Raw genomic sequence first — 16919 nt, forward strand, 5'->3', positions numbered from 1 at the left:
AGAGGCTCGTTGTTCACGCACGTCAAGCAACATGCCCGTTGAACGAATTCTCTGGCCTGAGGGGAGGGGAGGGAAAACAATAAAAGAAAGCATGCTTGTTAAAATGGAGGAAGAACCGCGGGCTGCAAGTGGGTGGTTTGATCTAAGTCAAGGACGAGCGCTGCGGACCCCAGATGTTCTCTTTGCGAGGAGTCGGCCTGCCGACAGCGCTCTCATGGAGGGAGCAACCATATGCGTATCATTGGAACAGTGTGTTGTATGGCCTTCCTAGCATTGCTGTGCACAAGTACTCCATCGCTGGCGCAAACAAACGATCAGACGTCTCAAGCCCCAAGCGGTACCCCATCGCCTGTCCCAGAGCAGTCGGCGCTCAAACCGGCCGAACTTGATGCGCTAGTCGCGCCGATTGCGTTGTATCCGGATACACTATTGTCGAACGTGCTGATGGCATCGACCTATCCGCTCGAGGTGGTGCGCGCAGATCGCTGGATGAACCAGAACAAGGACCTCAAGGGGGATGCCCTCAAAGCTGCCGCCGAGAAACAGGACTGGGACGCGAGCGTCAAGGCACTGGTCGCGACACCGTCTGTTCTCCAAATGATGAACGAGCATCTCGAATGGACACAAAAGCTCGGCGAGGCGTTCTTGGCGCAGCAGCAAGACGTGATGGACGCCGTGCAACGGTTGCGCTCGAAGGCGTACGACAGGAAGAAGCTGGTCACGACAACAGAACAGAAGGTCACGTTAAATCAGGAGCAGAACCGACAATTCATCTACATTGAACCCGCATCGACCGACAGCATCTACGTTCCCTACTACGAACCGCAGGTGGTTTTTGGCGATTGGCCTTACTCCGACTATCCTGCTTATCCATACTATTGGGGCTATCCTGGCTACATCGGCACCGGCATCATCGCGGCCGGCGTGGCCTTCGGCGCAGCCTACGCACTGGGGCGGTGGGCCACCGGCGGCGGCTACTGGGGCGGCGGCGGATGGTGGGGCGGCAGCCGGGTCAACTGGGGCGGCGGGGCAATCGCCATCAATCGCGGCGCTCGTGTCGAGCACTGGCAGCACGACGTAAGGCATCGACAGGGTGCACGCTACAACAATGCGAACCTCCAACAGAGGTTTGGCAACGCCAACCGAGGGGCCGGCGCTGGGATCGCGGCCGGCGCAGCCGGCGCGGCCGCCGCGAAGCGATTGGGGACCGGCGCCAACCGGGCTAATGTGGCTGACCGCGCTCAACGCGCCGACCGAGGTCGGGGAAACCGACAGGCAGGCGCCGCCAGAACGGCCGGCAATCGCCAAGCGAGCAACCGCTCGACGGCGGCCAGAAACGCAAGGTCGGGCGGTCGCGCAGCGCACCGCGGGGCCTCCAGAGCCGCCCATGTCAGACCTGCGGGTGGGCGCGGCGGCGGAGCGCGGTTCGCAGGCGGCGGACATCGTGCCGCAGCATTCCGGGGCGGCGGAGGATTTCGCGGTGGCGGTGGTGGCGGATTTCGTGGCGGCGGTGGTGGCGGATTTCGTGGCGGCGGCGGTGGAGGATTTCGAGGTGGCGGCGGAGGCCGTGGTGGCGGGCGCAGGTCGGACATCTACCTCAAGCACGACGTAGTGCTCCTCGGTCGGCTCGACAACGGTCTCGGCTACTACCGCTTCGCCTACAACGGCAGCGATAAGACCTACGCCGGCGTGATCGCGCAGGAAGTGCAAGTGGTGAGACCCGATGCAGTCACTCGCGGCAGCGACGGCTATCTGCGCGTCTATTATGAGCGGCTCGGCCTCAAGTTCCGACCGTATGATGATTGGGCCGCCTCCGGAGGTCTGTTGCCGAAGACTAGCACACCCGGGAGATGACGCACGCGGCGCCTGCTATCCGCAAGCTTGTTCGTCTCGTTGAGCGCCACCGTGGGAAGCCCTAGACGGCGTCGACGTTCTGATCGGTGGCGATGGCAACGACTACTTCGACGGTGGTACTGGCGTGAACTATTACTTCGGCGGCAACGGCGGTGGTCCCGGCACCGGCGTCGGCAACGACACGTTCGTTGTGAATGACGTGCCGGTGTTCAGGTTATTCAGGACTGGACGCCCGGTCTCGATGTCGTGCAGTTTAGCGGCTCGGGCCTCACGTCCTTCGCCGACGTGCTGTCGCACTCCTACCAGAACGGCGCTCACTTCGTTGTGCAGGTTGATGGAGATACCGCGGTCTGGCTCAACGGAGCGACGGGGGCACCCTGCTGCAGCCAACTTCAGCATCATTAGCTAAGAGTCAGCACATCGAGGACGCCGGATGCATGCAGTCGCGCAGTTCACCGGACGATCCCGTGATTCGGGTTCATGACCTTGACCCACGTCCTCGACCGCCCGCTGCGATACGGTGCATCCGTCCGCTTCGAGACGATGCCTCCAGCCCCATCTGGCAGACGTAACTGAACACGGTCGAACAGTCGCCCGTCAGATGCTCGCTGAGCCAGATGACGTGGTTCGATTTACCGAGCAGCTTCGCCAGCCGTCGTTTCAACTGAAGCGCCCCACCCAGATCGTGACTTGGAAGTATCGTTGAGGCCGTGACGACGTTAGTGTGCCACCTGAAGGTGTCGTCGGGTAAGACCTGCCACGCAGGCCAGATGGACGAGGGGCGTTATGGATACACTGCTTGGCGCAACTCTCTCAGGGGTCTTCTGGGCAACGGACAACCCGGCTTCAAAACTCTCGGGCTCCCTCGATATTGACGAGAACGGTTCAGCCACGTTGAGCGTCGAGGGCGATCACTCCGTATTGACGGCACTTGATGCCCGACAAAAATTCCAAATGCACGGCAGCGCAGAAGGCAAAGACATCACGCTGTTTGACTGCTTCACTACTTGGGTGCCCTTCCTATCCGCTGACATGAAGGCACGTATCGCGGTCAACATCGTCGTAGTGGGCGCGCGTATCGACGGTCCGGAAGCGACGTTCGCCTCAGGTTTGTCGTTTACGACGCCGGAGGTGATACGCTGGACGGGCCTTCGTGGCATAACCTACAAGGACGCCAAAAGGGAAGTGAAAGTCACGTATAGGAGTAAGAAGACCAAGGAGGTCCAAGTTGGCGGTGCGACTTTTCAGGTTGGCACGGGCATTCAGTACGGAAATCGCTCGGTCTCGGAATTGAGCTTGACGGAGCGACATGGTGTTCGCGTTGTTTTCAGCGAACCTCAATCAGTGTTTTCCGTGGACAGGTGGATCACAAAAATCTGTCGCCTCATGTCACTAGCCTTACGAAGCCCAATGGTATGCCGCGTTTGTACTCTTGAGCGGGGTACAGGAGGCGGTCCCGTTACGATGGTAGCGACATGGTCAGAGAACAAGATTGTTGAAGCCAAGACGCCTCATCCGCTCTTTACGAGACCGAAGAGGCGCGAGGTCTATGAGAAGGTGCTTCGATCTTGGTTTGCACAGCACGACAAGCTGGAGCCGGTCATTTCCCTTCGCGTCGCGCTACTATCGCAACCTCAAAGATACCATGAATTCGCGATCCTCACCTACGTGCAGGCCCTAGAAGCGCTTCATCGAAGAACTCGCCCGGCGCGGACACTCGTCACGAAAAGGCAGTTCTCGGCTTTGCAGCCCAAACTCGTTGAAGCAATCCCTGCGCGCTGGAAGGCAAAGCCTGACCTTGCACGGAAACTCGAATATCTAAATGAAATCTCTCTAACCGATAGGCTGCGGGACGTATTTGCCTGCGACAAGGAGCTGTTGAGCAAGCTATTCAGAGACAACGAGAAAGATGTCGCTCTGATAAGGGACATACGCAACTATTTGACCCATTACGAGGGGAAGCGAAAAGAGAAGAAAATCAAAGCCTACATCGCAACAGCAAAATTCTGGTATCTGACGTCAAAAGTATTGCTGCTCCTTGAGATAGCGATACTGCGAGCGATAGGATTTAGCCAAGCAGAAGTCAGAAGGCTCATCCAGAACGATCCGACGTATCGCGATCTTTGCAGAGCAGACCATTCACGCTGAATAGCAGCAATGCGTTCGGCGCTTTCCAGCGCAAGATGTATCAGATCGCGACTGTGCGCGATCTGGGACGGCATCGGTCTCGACAAGGAGACATCCCCCGCGAGGGTCGTCGTGGTTATGCTGCCGCCGCACGATCCTCTTTGTCGGCCCCGCGCATGACGATCCGGCGTGCGTCATCCGACAGCGGGCGTTGCAACGCCTTGGCCTCATCCAAGTGCCGTCGTGATGACGATTAGGCGTTTCATGTTTCGCGTTACCTCGTTAACTGCGGCTCGCCACCGTAGGTGACCCAGTCGCCCTTAAGATCGCCAACCCTTTGACCAGACGCATGCCCCGGCGGGTGCTTGACGCAGGCACACTCTGCTTTGATCGACATCATCGCGGGTCTTGATCTTGGCGACGGTCATCACCGTGCCGTCGGTGCGGCGAAACTTGTCGCCGACCTGAGGCCAATCACCGGCATGAGCTGCCGGGCAGAGCAAAAGAAAAGCGAATGCAATCGAAATGGTTTTGATCATGGCTTTTGATCTCCCTTAACTCCTCCGTGAATGGATTGAGATGTCGTTCTCGTAGCGCACGAGTTTGAGGAGACCGCTGCCGGGCAGGTTGAAATCCCGAAAGTTTCGGGATTGTGCCATCTGCGACACTTGGTGCCCATGGTGCCAGGATGCGCCGGACATCCCGGGAACGGCAAGCCGCTACAGCTTGCGGTGGATGGCGTGCCGGGCCCAACGAAGGGGGTAACGAAGCACAACGGCTTCGGATGGAGGCCCCGAGCGCGTCAGTGGCCTCGTCACTGGGGGCTTCAACCACCAAAGCACGCTTAGCTAGGGGCGGACATCCTGAAGAACATCTTTGGCACGCGCCGTGGTTCCTTGGGAGTTCCCGATTTCCCAAAGAAATCTGAACGTCCGTTAATTTTCCGGGAACGGATGTCGTCACAAATGATTTGACCTACGAGACCGTCGCCCGCCGTCCAACGATGGCGCATCTCGCGGAGATAGCTAAAGGTCCTATTGGACCCGCTGTTCAATGACACAAGCGCTCGCGCTCGATAGCCAAAGGCGACGGTCTCCGTTTGATGCACGACAGAACTGGAGTGGCCGCTCGACCTTGATGTCGGGCACCAATGGGGTTTTGCGCAGGGAGGATGCCGTCATGCGAAACTCCATTGACATTGACCACACACATAGTCGCGCAATCGTCCTAGAGATTGGCGAAGCACTACAGGCCTTGTTAGAAATAGATCGAGAGTTACCGGCGAGCCAGAGCACGCAAATCGACCGGCTCCGCCAATCAGAAAGGAAGCCGCAGCAAAACATTGCTGGGTCAACGCGGACACCCTGCCCACCGACGGGCGAATAACTCAGTCGCGCTCCACCGCAGCCTATTGTGCTTGCCGCGTGCTCTACGGGGCTGTCCTTATCACTGAAATAGGAACGGCTCGTCGATCAGCATGCGTCGTCGTCCAACGGATCGCCGCACTTATCGGCCATCTCAAGGCAGACCTTGCCTAACTCGGTGCGCACCTCGAACACGACCCGCTCGATGCTACGCCGGGCCGCAAGATCGCCACGCGGTGCGCACGGCGCAGGCAGGCTCGATAGTGCAGTCAGGGTTACACCAGCAACCGTCGATTAGCGCATCGACATCAGACCGGCGCACAAGGTCGCGCCGCTTCTCCATCAGCCGCATCTGCAGCATCTCGGTCTTTACTGCGACGTGTGCGGCATCAGCCTCCGCGCGCGGCGATTGCTGCCACTCGCGCCGCAGGTATCGTAGGTAGGCAAGGCGGCTCTGGTCAAGCGGGAAGCCGTCAGCTTGCCGCTGGATCACGCCTTCGGCTTCGAGCTTGCCGATGTAGGTCCGGGAGCAATCGAGATGCTGCGCCGGTGCAGACGCGCTGACGGTCGCGGGCTTGGCTGATCGCCGTCGAGAGACAGCCGCCTTGGCGACGGGCGGGCGATCAATGGGGACGGTCTCGGTCATCAACGTCGTTCCTGTTGCGTCGCGGTCGAGTACTTCCTTGGAGCGTCAGCGTGAAGGGCAATCATTACCGCAGCCCCAATCTGGCTTGTTTACGCGCAGTTTTGCATCAGGAATTGATGGATTTCGCTTAGCTCCGAGAGGGGCGGCATTGCCGCTGCTGCGGCTTCCGCAGGACACCAAGGGTAAGGCAAATGAGACAACCAGTTCATGACTTGTCGATGATGGTCCGACGATAGGATGAGCATCGTTTTGATCGTTATTGTCAGGTTTTGGATCAATTCACTGCTCCCGAATTGCCAGTCGTAATGTCCGCAGCCGACCCTGATCGATTTAGTCTCTTTGTCGGACATGCCAACCAACCATCGACACCGGAACTCAGCCTCCCCGTCGCGGGGATAGTTATCCAAACAGAAAGTGTAGATGTTCTCGTATGCTCGCCCAAAATCTCTAACTAGGACTCGCGTAATTGCTTCAATGCCTTTTGACGCTGGTGGAAAGGAGATGTTCTCCGTTTCAACTTTCATTTGTAAGCTGGCGTCATGAGCAAAAGCACCGGCCAGAAGATGCGGTCGATTTTCGTCCTTTGCTCGAATGTAGGTTTGGATAGCATTGGCATGAGCACCCATCGTCTCACCTACCTTGAAAGCCGAGAGTCGTCGTCCTACAGGCCATCGTGTTCATTCATGTTGCGCATGGACAGGATAGCTCACTTCCGCTTTCGGCGGCATAGTGGACATGGCCGGACTGCCGCTGGTTCAACCGGGTCGCGAATGACCCGAAGCGGACATGGGCTAATCTGGATGCCTTCGAAGTTCTGAACTCCATTTCGTTGCAACCACGCGTTCTCCCACTGTTAGGCGCAAGAGGTCTTCTCCGACCTCCAACGGGCCCGCGTAAGTGCTCTGTGTTCTGGTCACAAGCTCAGTCACCTTTGTTTCAAGCAGGATGACGTGCGAAAAGACGGCGAGCTTGGGCTTTGTTCGCGAAAATACGATGCCGGCTTCCTCAGGCGATGTATGATGGTCTGCGACCGGCTTCAATTGCGGCAACTTTGCCAGTTGTGCCGAAAGCGCAAAGACTTCGTGGATCAACAGATCGGTTCCCGTTGCGTGCTTAATCAGGTTTTCGTCAAATTTGGTGTCACCTGAAATCGTTATAGATCGGGTGGCATAGTCGATCCGATAGCCCACCGATGGCTTGATCAGGTCGCCATGATTGACCGCAAACGCCGTGACCTTCACGCCGCCCTCGTCAAACACCACGCCGTCCGCTTGGAAGTCGTGGACCTCAATCTGCATGGCAGCCGCTGAGATGTGTTCGTCAGCTTGACGGATGCTCATGTCATCCGAAAATGTCTCCGCAAGGCCCTTGGCAATCTTTGCCACACCGCTTGGCGAGGCTGAGCCGTTGGATGGACCCCACAGCCTCATGGGTTTGGCACGCGATCCAAACGGCCCGAACATGTATCCTGTCATCCATAGGTCAGGCAGGCCAGCAACATGATCCGAATGATAGTGGGTCAGAAAGACTGCATCGATGCCTTTACCTGATGAAATACCCAACTGATAGAGGCGTGCCGTCACTCCTCGACCCGCATCGAATAGTAGATTTTGTCCGCCGACTTGAACGAGTGTGGCCGGCCCGAAACGCAAGGCCGTTGGTTCGGGGCCACCCGTGCCAAGCAGTGTCACGACAATTTCGTTAAAGATGGTAGGCTTTTCCTCAGCGGTCGCACTGCCAGGGATCGTATAGATCAACGCGAAAGTAGCTGCGAAAAGTGCCAGAATGGACTGCTGCGCCGGAAATATCATCGGTAGGCTCCTTCCCCGTGATCGCAATGAATGGACCGGTCAAATGCACGGCCTGCGCCCTGTAGCAGAATGGTGAAGACGTGTACTTCGCCTGACACGTGGAGATGAATTCGGTGCGACCCTTGCGGGCCTAACAGCGTCTGATGACCCACATCATATCACAAATGACCCGCCAAGCGATGGTAGGTGCCGTGCCGATGTGCCTTGGCTACTCGACATTTAAGCCGTTATGTTTTCTGGTTTTGGCCCATCGCGTCATTTCGCTGCGCTGCGGAAGTTCGTCGCTATCGGCGCATAGCGGACATCGAGTGAGACCAGCGCCCCTGTAGGACTGGCCCGTGAGGTAGGAGTGCAAGCGTTGGACGCCAGCCTGATAGCCGGTCGCCATGTCGGGGAACGCACCGAAGCCGGGTTGACCTTGGATGCCAACGGTGTTTCCACCGCCGTTCCATCCGGCTATCGGCAGGGATACGTCAAAGGGATTATTATATCGAAGTGCTGCGATAGCCATTTGTGACCTTAGAGGAACGAGCCGAGCAGGCCGATGCCGCTGCTGATGTTGCTGAGCAGGCCGGGGTTGTTCTGCGTCGTAGAGGTGCCGGTACCAGCCGTTGCGGAGTTGCCGTTCGTGCTAGTCGTCGTGCCCCAGTTGGTGCCGCCGAACAATTGCATGTAGGGCTGCAACGCCGCGTATGCGTTACCTACGCTGTTGGTGTAGTTGCCCTGATTGATGTTGTTCGCGGTGCCCGTGTTATTCAGGGCGCCACCGTACACATTGGAGCCAGCGGCGGCCGTGTTGGTGCCTTGGCCAGCAGCCGAGTTAGCTGCGCTGAGATTCAGGGAAGACGAGGACCTTGCCGTTGGACGAGTACGCGCCGGTCTTGAAGAGCTTCTGCTCTTTGTTGCGGCGCTCAGTGATTTCCGGGGGCTGATGGTAGAGGCTGAAGGCGTCACCGATCTGCTCGAGGGTTCGCCCGTGGCATAGCTTAGCTAGGTTACCTGGGCCCACGTTGAAACAGAAGGACACGAGGGCATCGAACTGCGTCTGAGAGAGGTTGAGGCGCAGCGCCTGCACCGGAGCCTCGTAGGCTTTGATGCGGTCCTTGAACATAGCTAATGCTTGATCGAAGGTGATGGCCCCCATGGTCTGGGGGTCTTTGCCATCGTACTTAGTGATGCCTACGCCAATCGTCCAAACGCCAACACTGTCAAGGTAGGGAGAAAGGCAAACGCCTTCGAGGCTCATTATTTCAATGAGCCCCTTGGTAGAGATGTTCATTTTACCTTATTGGGCGGCGTAGAACTTAGTTAGCCAATCGGCCTGCGACAGAACATGGTAGTTCGTGGCAATACCCTCGACCCACGCCGCATTGTTGGTCACACCGGGAGGCACATAGTAATCAATGGTAGCATCGGGGTTTTCGATGCCGGGGATTTGGTACATCCCGCGCCGCCAGCGGTCGATATTCTGCGGGCGAAACCTAATGTTGCTATAGGTGTTCGGCATGAAGTTGCTGGAATAGTTCTGCTGCTCAATGTCGTAGTCAGCTAGCGTCACGGTGGTTACGTTCTGCACACCCGCCGCGATAACTTCACTTACTGCAACCACGGATTTTCTCGCACCAGATATCCTCAGTAAGTCCGGTACCGCGGTCCCGGCATTATCTCGCGGCCTTCACAGTAACTTAGTTTGGGGGTACGTCATCGGCACGTCGAGCAGCTCCATTCTGAGGTCCTTCCCGGAAAAAATCTGGAGCGACCCAAGGTATCCGCTGATGGCATCGCATCTTGGAAACCTGTTGTACTGGATTGCCTCATGGATCGCCGTGATCGCGATCGCTGGTGGGATCGTCGTCTGGCTCTTCTTCGCTCGGCCGAACTACGATCCCTTAGGATTGTTGATCAGTGCGTGGGGCGTCATCATTTGGCTTGGCGGTCGTGTGATCCGGTATTGGCTTGGTGGTCGATAGACATTCGCCCCCTGTAACCACGGATTTTCTCGTACCTAATATCCTCGATAAGCCCGGTGGCGCGGTCGGACCCCGCGTTTTATGACATGCCCCAAGGGACCCAAAAATCAAGCAGGGTGGTGGCGCGGCTGTTGGCCTGATCGTTGACGACCGGCGGCTCGTGAAAGGGCGGATGAGCCAGCCCGCTTGGTTCTTTCATTGGTCTGCCAGCGCCTTGTAGGCCAGTTCGCACTTAGGGCATACAAGCGTGCGCAAATCGGGACCAGCAAAGCTGCGCTCGACATAGACCAGCATCATGCGAATGTCGCACTTGGGGCAGCGAGATCGCTCGATCATGCGAGGGGAATGACATTCCGGCATGTGATGCACTCCCCAGGTCAGGCGGGAGCGCAACACTCTCAGTCACCGATAAAAGCCGAAGGCAGGGCGGTGATGATGATATCCCACACCCGCAATACGCCCGGAAGCCGACGAAAAAGTGCAATCTCGGACACACTTGCCGCGCCCATGGCTTTTTTTTTGCAGTGTCACGCGGGCTGATCTCTACGGACGGCAAGCCATCGACATACACAGCGAAATAAAATCGCCATCGCTCACATCGAGAAGCCTATTCACTGTTCTAGGCACATAAATTTCAATAGGACGCAATTCGGTCTTGATCCAAATCAACGAGCGGAACGGCAACGCCCACAGCATGAAATGGGACGCGATAACGATAGCCGGTTGCGCCACAATTGCACTTTCCGTGCTGATCCTAATTGTCATCCTTATGATGTAGTGGGGCGCTCCCCTGCAAGAGAGGAAAAGTGAGCAATTTTACTCAGACGAGAGCCGAGCCGTGTGCTGATTTAGCAAGCACCAGAGGCTTGCTCTTATGCCAGAGATTTTCTTTTACATCGGCATTGTCGTGCTGGGAATTTGCCCGCTCGCCCTTGCTGCATTTGTTTTGTTCATGTGACTACCTAGCCCGCCCGCACCAAACGGGCTGGTAGATGGCCCCAGCAACCGCCTGCCCCTACACAGGCCCTTGCTGGGGCCATTCTCTATAAGGGGCCGCCTCAGTTGAGAACGGTCGCCCTTGGCATCAGATTGCACTAGCATTGCCGAATTCCAGATGTAGATTTTAAGTCCTTCGCGGGATTGCGTCATGAGCACTGGCATACTTTTCCCACTCTGGATTATAGCGCTGGGGTTGAGGCCGATCGTCATCGCTGCGATCGCTATGTTCGCGCTATGAAGACGTCGGCAGTGCCGCCCACGGAGCGTGAAAAACAAATCCTCAGGCGCATGGCTCTGGGGCGGTCCGATGCTGGCATCGCTCGCCAGATCGGCGGGACTGAAGCGCAAGTTGCGACCCAACGCCTTCGCTTGCTCAGAAAGCTAAATATCTGCTCGCATGCAGAGATCATCGAAGCGGCCATTAATCTGGGGCCGTGGCCCCGTCAGATGAAGTGTCCTAATCTCCCTTCGCGAGTGTCCTAATTAGGACACCACCATCAACCGCAGCGGCCATCGGGTCAAAGGACATATTCCCTGCCTGCCGTGTGTAGGAGAGGCTAGAATAGCTCTAGGAGTTTGGCCAATAAGCCGTCATTGACTGGTTTGGCTTTGGGTGAAGCATATGCGTAAGACGGACGCGACCTGTCCGCGCTGCGGAGCTGGTTTCCGGCGGTTGGAACTGTGGTGCGGACGAGTCCTGTGTGCGATACGTCGCTTGAGTTTTTTTGATGGGAGTAAGTCGGTTGCCTACCGGGTTACGATCCAACAATCGCGCCGAGCTATGGGCCCTTGCAGCGGGGCCACTCTGGGGCCGCGTAAGGCGAGTTGACCCACGCCGCCCGCGCTGGCAGTCCCAACCCGCAGGTTAGGTGAAGGCCGCCAATCGCGGCTCTCACGAGCCGGTCACCCAGATAGGGCGTCCGTCAACCGGATACGGCAAAAGATCGCCACGGTGAAACCAACTTTGCTCAGTTAAATCGCTCGACGATACCAATCCGGCGGCGACCTTTGATCGAGGCCTTCCGGGTCATTCCCAAACCAGCTCGTCTGCGGAGGGAACCCAAGATGAACAATACCGTAGTTATTGGGCTTATCGCCTTTGCCGCTATCCTCGCCGGGGCGTTCGCTGGCGCGGAGGTCAGAGAGCGGTTGCCAAAGCATCACCTGACGGACGAGACAAAAAACCTTGTGTCCGTATCGACGGCAGTGGTGGCCACCGTTTCGGCGCTGGTGCTTGGGCTGCTTATCTCTAACGCCAACACATCGTTCACTCGGCTCGGCGGGCAAGTGACGGCGCTGTCGGCGGAAATCCTCCGGCTGGACCGCATACTGCGCCGATACGGGGCCGATGCGGAACCGGCGCGCAACATGCTCCTACAGTATGCCGAGCACAAGACGGTTGACCTGTTTCCGGACGATCGCGCCGATGTGCGTCTCAACAATCCGTCAACCTACGAACTGCTGCAGCGGCTGGAGGACATGCTCCTCGCCTTGAAACCCGCTAATCCCCGCGATCAATGGTGGCTGGCTCAGGCGATGACCCTTGCGGCCAAGATCGGGGAGACCCGATGGCTTCTCGCCCAGCAGATTGGGCAGGGAACGCCGAAAGCGTTCGTCGCGCTCCTCGTCTTTTGGCTTGCGTTGCTGTTCGCCAGTTTCGGTCTTTTTGCGCCGCGTAACTTCACCTCAGCGATCACCTTGACTTTGTGCGCGCTTGCGGTGGCCGGTGCTGTCGCAATGTTCCTCGAATTGGAGCAAGGCCTTGGAGGCGTGGTCCGTATCTCACCTGAGCCGATGCGGCAGGCAGTCCAAACCTTGGAGGCCGAACCGAGCAACCAAAATGCACCTTAGCGCCACGTCACGCCGTTCGGTCGCTGACCATTGCCCGAAGGCATGGCAATAGGTCGTGCGCGCGGGGACATCGACTTTCGTCAGCACTGGCGGCACCGCCAGCGCTCGGAGGGTCCTGCCAATTACTTCGCGGATGCCCCCCTCAACTGTCCCCGGCTGCCGCGCGCGCCACCCCGCGGAAACGCTAGATCCGCGGTTTCTTAGGAACGGCTTGCCAGGTGCCGTTTTTGTGGAGCCAATCAGCCAGGTCGACGTTTGCGCAGTGCCAAATTTCGATGCTGGGCAGAACAAATTTTTTTCAGTTGCGTCGCGCGTTTCGGCTCGACGGACGTTAGGGATGCTGCTCTTGGACCGTTCGTCTGTATTTGCTTTGCTCATAGTGAGTTTCCTTCGGGGTAACTAGGCGTTGGGCGACTGGTAATCGGTGGCGTGCAGGCTTGGGCGGGGTGCCACGGCCTTAGAGGGGCAGTACCAGGCAAATGATCCGCGGATCTCCTCCACCCCGCTTGTGAAAGCCGAATTTGCTGAAAATCTTTCGCATCGCCGCGTTCTCCGGCAGGACTTCGGCGACGATTTGCTTGAGCCCGGTCGTGCGCGCCAGAATGATGAGGTGGTGCATGAGCAAGGTGGCGACGCCCTGTCCCTGGTAGTCGTCGATCACCACGAAGGCGATCTCGGCTACTCCCGACGCCGCGACGACATAGCGACCACCGCCGATGATCACCTCGCGTCCGTCCTCGTCGGCAAGCGCAACCAAGGCGACGTGTTTGGCGAAATCGATGTTCATGAAGAAAGCAACTTCCTTCTCCGAAAAGCTGCGCTTGGGAACGAAGAAGCGGCGTTGAAGTGATTGGCTGCCGGTGCGGCTGATTGCAGCCAGCATGTCGTCTTCGTCGTCAGGCCGTAACGAGCGGATTTTGACCCTTCGGCCATCGCGCAGACATTCGCTCACTGCGTAATTCTCAGGCACCGGCATGGACCCGTCCTCCCGGCGCCAAAAAGGGCGCAGGGCCGTGCTCGTGGCTTGACCTAAATCAACATTCCGAGCGCGCAACACGCTTTCGATTGGATAGCTAGCGGAAGGACTGAAATGATGTCGCTGGACAATCCGCAACTCCCGGGCGGGCCCATGTCGGGGGTCGTCGCCAAAGCCGTCGAATATATGGTGGATGCCGGACAGCGCAGCGTGCTGCTTCTGGACATCCTGCGCCAGCGCGGTGACCAGTATCGTGAGCACGTTGCCCAGACGGCACCGCACGTCTTGAGCTATGCAGCCGAGCTGATCCTGGACGGCCGCAAGCTGGACCAGCCTGTTAACTATGCGCTGGTGCGCATTATCCCGCCCAAGGATGTGGAAATCGACCTCAAGCGCCGGCCGTTCGTTGTTGTCGACCCGCGTGCGGGTCATGGACCGGGGATCGGCGGCTTCAAGGCCGACAGTGAGATTGGCGTCGCGATGAAGGCAGGGCATCCCTGCTATTTCATCGGCTTCCTGCCCGAGCCAATGCCGGGACAGACCATCGAGCGCATTGCGCGCGCTGAAGCCATCTTCATCGAAAAGGTCATCGAGCGGCATCCCGAGGCTGATGGCAAACCATGCGTGATCGGCAACTGCCAGGCCGGCTGGGCAATCATGATCCTTGCCTCGCTACGGCCGGAACTGTTCGGTCCGGTGATCGTGGCGGGAGCGCCGCTCGCTTATTGGGCTGGCGTGCACGGCAAATATCCGATGCGCTATTCCGGCGGACTGCTCGGCGGAAGCTGGTTAACCGCACTTTCCAGTGACCTCGGCGCAGGCAAGTTCGACGGTGCCTGGCTGGTGCAGAACTTCGAGAACCAGAATCCCTCGAACACGTTGTGGTCAAAGCAGTACAACGTCTTCTCCAAAGTCGACACCGAGGCCGATCGCTATCTCGAATTCGAGCGCTGGTGGGGCGGGCACGTCAACCTCAATGCCGAGGAGATCCAGTTCATCGTCGATGAGCTCTTCATCGGCAACAATCTAGCTGGCGGCCGTGTCAAGATGTCCAACGGAGCCGCGGTCGATCTGCGCAATATTCATTCGCCGATCGTGGTGTTCTGCTCAAAAGGGGACAACATTACGCCTCCGCAACAGGCGCTGCATTGGATTCTGGACCTTTACGCGGACGTTGACGAGATCAGGGCGCACGGGCAGACCATCGTCTACACCGTGCATGAGACGGTCGGTCATCTCGGCATTTTCGTTTCCGGCGGCGTCGCCAAGAAAGAGCATGCGGAATTCTCAAGCAACATCGATTTGATCGACGTGCTGCCGCCCGGCCTTTACGAGGCGACGTTCGAGGCGAGGGGATCCGACACGCTCAATGATGAGCTAGCGGTTGGGCAGTGGGTGATGCGCTGCGAGGCCCGCACGCTCGACGACATTCGCGCGATGGGCGGAAATTCGCCTGAAGATGAGCGGCGGTTCGAGACTGCCAAGCGTGTCTCGGAAATGAATCTCGCCGCTTATCAGAAATTCGTGCAGCCATGGGTCAAATCGATGGTGACGCCACAGATGGCGGAGATGATGCGCAATTGGCATCCGCTCCGCCTGCAATACGAGGCGTTTAGCAGCGAAAACCCATGGATGAAAATGGTGGAGAACGCTGCGGAGAAGGCGCGCGACACGCGCAAGCCTGTCGCCGAGGACAATCCCTTCTTGGCGTTCCAGGAGCGGCTATCCAAGCAGATCGTCAGTTCGCTCGATCAGTGGCGCGACTCGCAGGAGGCGCTGAGCGAGGCGATGTTCCTTGCCATTTATGGCTCGCCGGCGCTGCAAGCCGCCGTCGGGGTTGATCCGCAGTCGGCAGCCTCACAACGCCGCGAGATGGATCCAAAGCGCCGCGAGCTCTTGCAAGCCCGCACTGCGGAGCTGACATCCAGGATCGGCTCGGGTGGTATGCGAGAGGCAGGCATTCGGGCCTTGCTTTATGTCGGATCGGCCCGGGGCATGGTCGACGAGCGCAGCCTTGAAGCGCTGCGGCGGCTTCGCCAGGCCGATGAGGCCGCGCGCATGACGCTCTCGGAGTTCAAGATGCTGGTCCGCGAGCAGTTCTTCATGTTGCTGCTTAATCGAGAGGCCGCACTGGCGGCCATTCCAAAACTGTTACTGGAAAATATGGACGAACGCCGCAAGGCGTTTGCCGCCATTCAGGACGTGCTGTCGGCAAGCGCGGAGATATCCGGCGAGGTGGCCAAGCGGTTGAAGCAGGTCGCCGGGCTGTTCGGGCTCGACGGGCACAACAACACCGTCCCTTTCGATCCAAAAGCCCGCGCATCATAACAACTCAGAGCGGAACGATGGGTATCATGGCAACCGGAGCGAACGAGACCCAGCCGGGCTCGAAATACGATCGCCTCATAGTCGCCGCGAAGGGCGTCCCGTCGGTCTCCACGATCGTCGCGCATCCCTGTGACGAGAGCTCACTACGAGGGGCGATCGAGTCCGCTGAAGCCGGGATCATCAAGGCGATTCTTGTCGGTCCGGCCGCGCGGATCCGGGATGCCGCAGCGCAGCACAATCTCGACATCGCGGGCTATGAGATCGTCGATACGCCGCCAACAGAGGCCGCTGCCGCGGCCAAGGCCGTCGAGCTGATTCATGAAGGCAGAGGCGAAGTCCTGATGAAGGGCAGCCTCCACACCGATGAGCTGATGCGCAGCGTGACAGCAAAGGTCGGTGGGCTGCGCACCGACCGGCGCATCAGCCATGTGTTCGTCATGGATGTGCCTGCCTATACCGAAACGGTGTTCGTCACCGATGCCGCCATCAACATATTCCCCGACCTCGACGACAAGCGCGATATCATCCAGAACGCCGTCGATCTCTATAATCAGGCCGGCTTTGGCACGACACCGCGGGTGGCAATCCTGTCGGCGGTCGAGACGGTGACGTCGAAGATCCCGTCGACCATCGAGGCGGCTGCCCTCTGCAAGATGGCAGACCGCAGGCAGATTACCGGCGCGCTGCTCGATGGTCCACTCGCTTTCGACAATGCGATCGACATGGAGGCGGCGCGGATCAAGGGCATCAGGTCTGAAGTCGCTGGCCGGGCCCAGATTTTGGTCGTGCCCGACCTCGAGTCCGGCAACATGCTGGCGAAGAATCTTGCTTATTTCGCCAAGGCGGATGGCGCCGGCATCGTGCTCGGCGCGCGCGTTCCGATCGTGCTCACATCGCGCGCCGACTCTGCGAGGTCAAGGATGGCATCCGCTGCCGTGGCCTGCCTCTACGCGGCTGCCCGGCGTCGCAGTGCTCCCATCGCAGCAGCGTGAC

At 58.6% G+C, this 16919-nt stretch carries 16 protein-coding genes; 8 read left to right on the plus strand and 8 right to left on the minus strand.

Translation table 11 applies throughout. From position 1 onward, the window contains the following. The first annotated feature begins 231 nt into the window (after positions 1-231). The gene (locus G6P99_RS13440) at positions 232-1854 is read left to right on the plus strand and encodes a DUF3300 domain-containing protein (protein WP_029084963.1); all 1623 of its coding nucleotides are present in this window, start codon (positions 232-234) and stop codon (positions 1852-1854) included. Between the two features lie 786 nt (positions 1855-2640). Next, positions 2641-4002 (plus strand): HEPN domain-containing protein, encoded by a 1362-nt coding sequence (locus G6P99_RS13445; protein WP_165128460.1) that lies wholly within the window; start codon positions 2641-2643, stop codon positions 4000-4002. A 299-nt stretch (positions 4003-4301) separates the two neighbouring features. Here the strand turns inward: G6P99_RS13445 and G6P99_RS13450 are convergent, their stop codons facing one another. The 4 genes from G6P99_RS13450 to G6P99_RS13465 form a co-directional block, all read right to left on the minus strand. Next, positions 4302-4520: a hypothetical protein gene (locus G6P99_RS13450; protein WP_165128462.1), complete on the minus strand. Its 219-nt coding sequence runs from the start codon at positions 4518-4520 to the stop codon at positions 4302-4304. A gap of 1033 nt (positions 4521-5553) precedes the next feature. After that, positions 5554-5991 carry a hypothetical protein gene (locus tag G6P99_RS13455; RefSeq protein WP_165128464.1) on the minus strand — a complete coding sequence of 146 codons (438 nt, stop codon included), beginning with the start codon at positions 5989-5991 and terminating at the stop codon, positions 5554-5556. A gap of 89 nt (positions 5992-6080) precedes the next feature. After that, positions 6081-6617, minus strand: coding sequence for a hypothetical protein (locus tag G6P99_RS13460; protein ID WP_165128466.1), 537 nt, complete (start codon positions 6615-6617; stop codon positions 6081-6083). A 165-nt stretch (positions 6618-6782) separates the two neighbouring features. Continuing rightward, on the minus strand, positions 6783-7802 hold the full coding sequence (locus tag G6P99_RS13465; protein WP_051346841.1) for an MBL fold metallo-hydrolase: 1020 nt from the start codon (positions 7800-7802) through the stop codon (positions 6783-6785). Between the two features lie 358 nt (positions 7803-8160). On the opposite strand from G6P99_RS13465, the gene G6P99_RS13470 reads away from it, so the two are divergent. Continuing rightward, the gene (locus G6P99_RS13470) at positions 8161-8319 is read left to right on the plus strand and encodes a hypothetical protein (protein ID WP_165128468.1); all 159 of its coding nucleotides are present in this window, start codon (positions 8161-8163) and stop codon (positions 8317-8319) included. Positions 8320-8321: 2 nt separating this feature from the next. On the opposite strand, the gene G6P99_RS13475 is transcribed toward G6P99_RS13470, so the two are convergent. Genes G6P99_RS13475 through G6P99_RS13485 form a run of 3 tightly spaced genes read right to left on the minus strand, consistent with a single transcriptional unit; the run spans position 8322 to position 9411 of the window. Then, positions 8322-8576 (minus strand): hypothetical protein, encoded by a 255-nt coding sequence (locus G6P99_RS13475; RefSeq protein ID WP_165128470.1) that lies wholly within the window; start codon positions 8574-8576, stop codon positions 8322-8324. A gap of 46 nt (positions 8577-8622) precedes the next feature. Continuing rightward, positions 8623-9081, minus strand: coding sequence for a lysozyme (locus G6P99_RS13480; protein ID WP_165128472.1), 459 nt, complete (start codon positions 9079-9081; stop codon positions 8623-8625). 6 nt (positions 9082-9087) lie between these two features. Then, on the minus strand, positions 9088-9411 hold the full coding sequence (locus tag G6P99_RS13485; RefSeq protein WP_165128474.1) for a hypothetical protein: 324 nt from the start codon (positions 9409-9411) through the stop codon (positions 9088-9090). 166 nt (positions 9412-9577) lie between these two features. On the opposite strand from G6P99_RS13485, the gene G6P99_RS13490 reads away from it, so the two are divergent. From G6P99_RS13490 to G6P99_RS13495, 3 genes are all read left to right on the plus strand, one after another. After that, positions 9578-9772 carry a hypothetical protein gene (locus tag G6P99_RS13490; protein ID WP_029085153.1) on the plus strand — a complete coding sequence of 65 codons (195 nt, stop codon included), beginning with the start codon at positions 9578-9580 and terminating at the stop codon, positions 9770-9772. Between the two features lie 1287 nt (positions 9773-11059). After that, complete coding sequence (locus G6P99_RS47650; protein WP_414645591.1) at positions 11060-11254, plus strand: hypothetical protein; 195 nt, start codon at positions 11060-11062, stop codon at positions 11252-11254. A 582-nt stretch (positions 11255-11836) separates the two neighbouring features. Beyond that, complete coding sequence (locus G6P99_RS13495; protein WP_165128476.1) at positions 11837-12622, plus strand: hypothetical protein; 786 nt, start codon at positions 11837-11839, stop codon at positions 12620-12622. A gap of 457 nt (positions 12623-13079) precedes the next feature. Here G6P99_RS13495 and G6P99_RS13500 read toward each other — a convergent pair whose 3' ends face one another. Continuing rightward, the gene (locus G6P99_RS13500) at positions 13080-13598 is read right to left on the minus strand and encodes a GNAT family N-acetyltransferase (protein WP_165128478.1); all 519 of its coding nucleotides are present in this window, start codon (positions 13596-13598) and stop codon (positions 13080-13082) included. A gap of 117 nt (positions 13599-13715) precedes the next feature. On the opposite strand from G6P99_RS13500, the gene G6P99_RS13505 reads away from it, so the two are divergent. After that, the gene (locus G6P99_RS13505; protein WP_029084591.1) at positions 13716-15926 is read left to right on the plus strand and encodes a DUF3141 domain-containing protein; all 2211 of its coding nucleotides are present in this window, start codon (positions 13716-13718) and stop codon (positions 15924-15926) included. A 26-nt stretch (positions 15927-15952) separates the two neighbouring features. Then, positions 15953-16918, plus strand: coding sequence for a phosphate acetyltransferase (locus tag G6P99_RS13510; RefSeq protein WP_029084592.1), 966 nt, complete (start codon positions 15953-15955; stop codon positions 16916-16918). Position 16919 lies beyond the last annotated feature (1 nt).

It is taken from the genome of Bradyrhizobium sp. 6(2017), from assembly GCF_011058295.2.
GTDB lineage: Bacteria > Pseudomonadota > Alphaproteobacteria > Rhizobiales > Xanthobacteraceae > Bradyrhizobium > Bradyrhizobium septentrionale.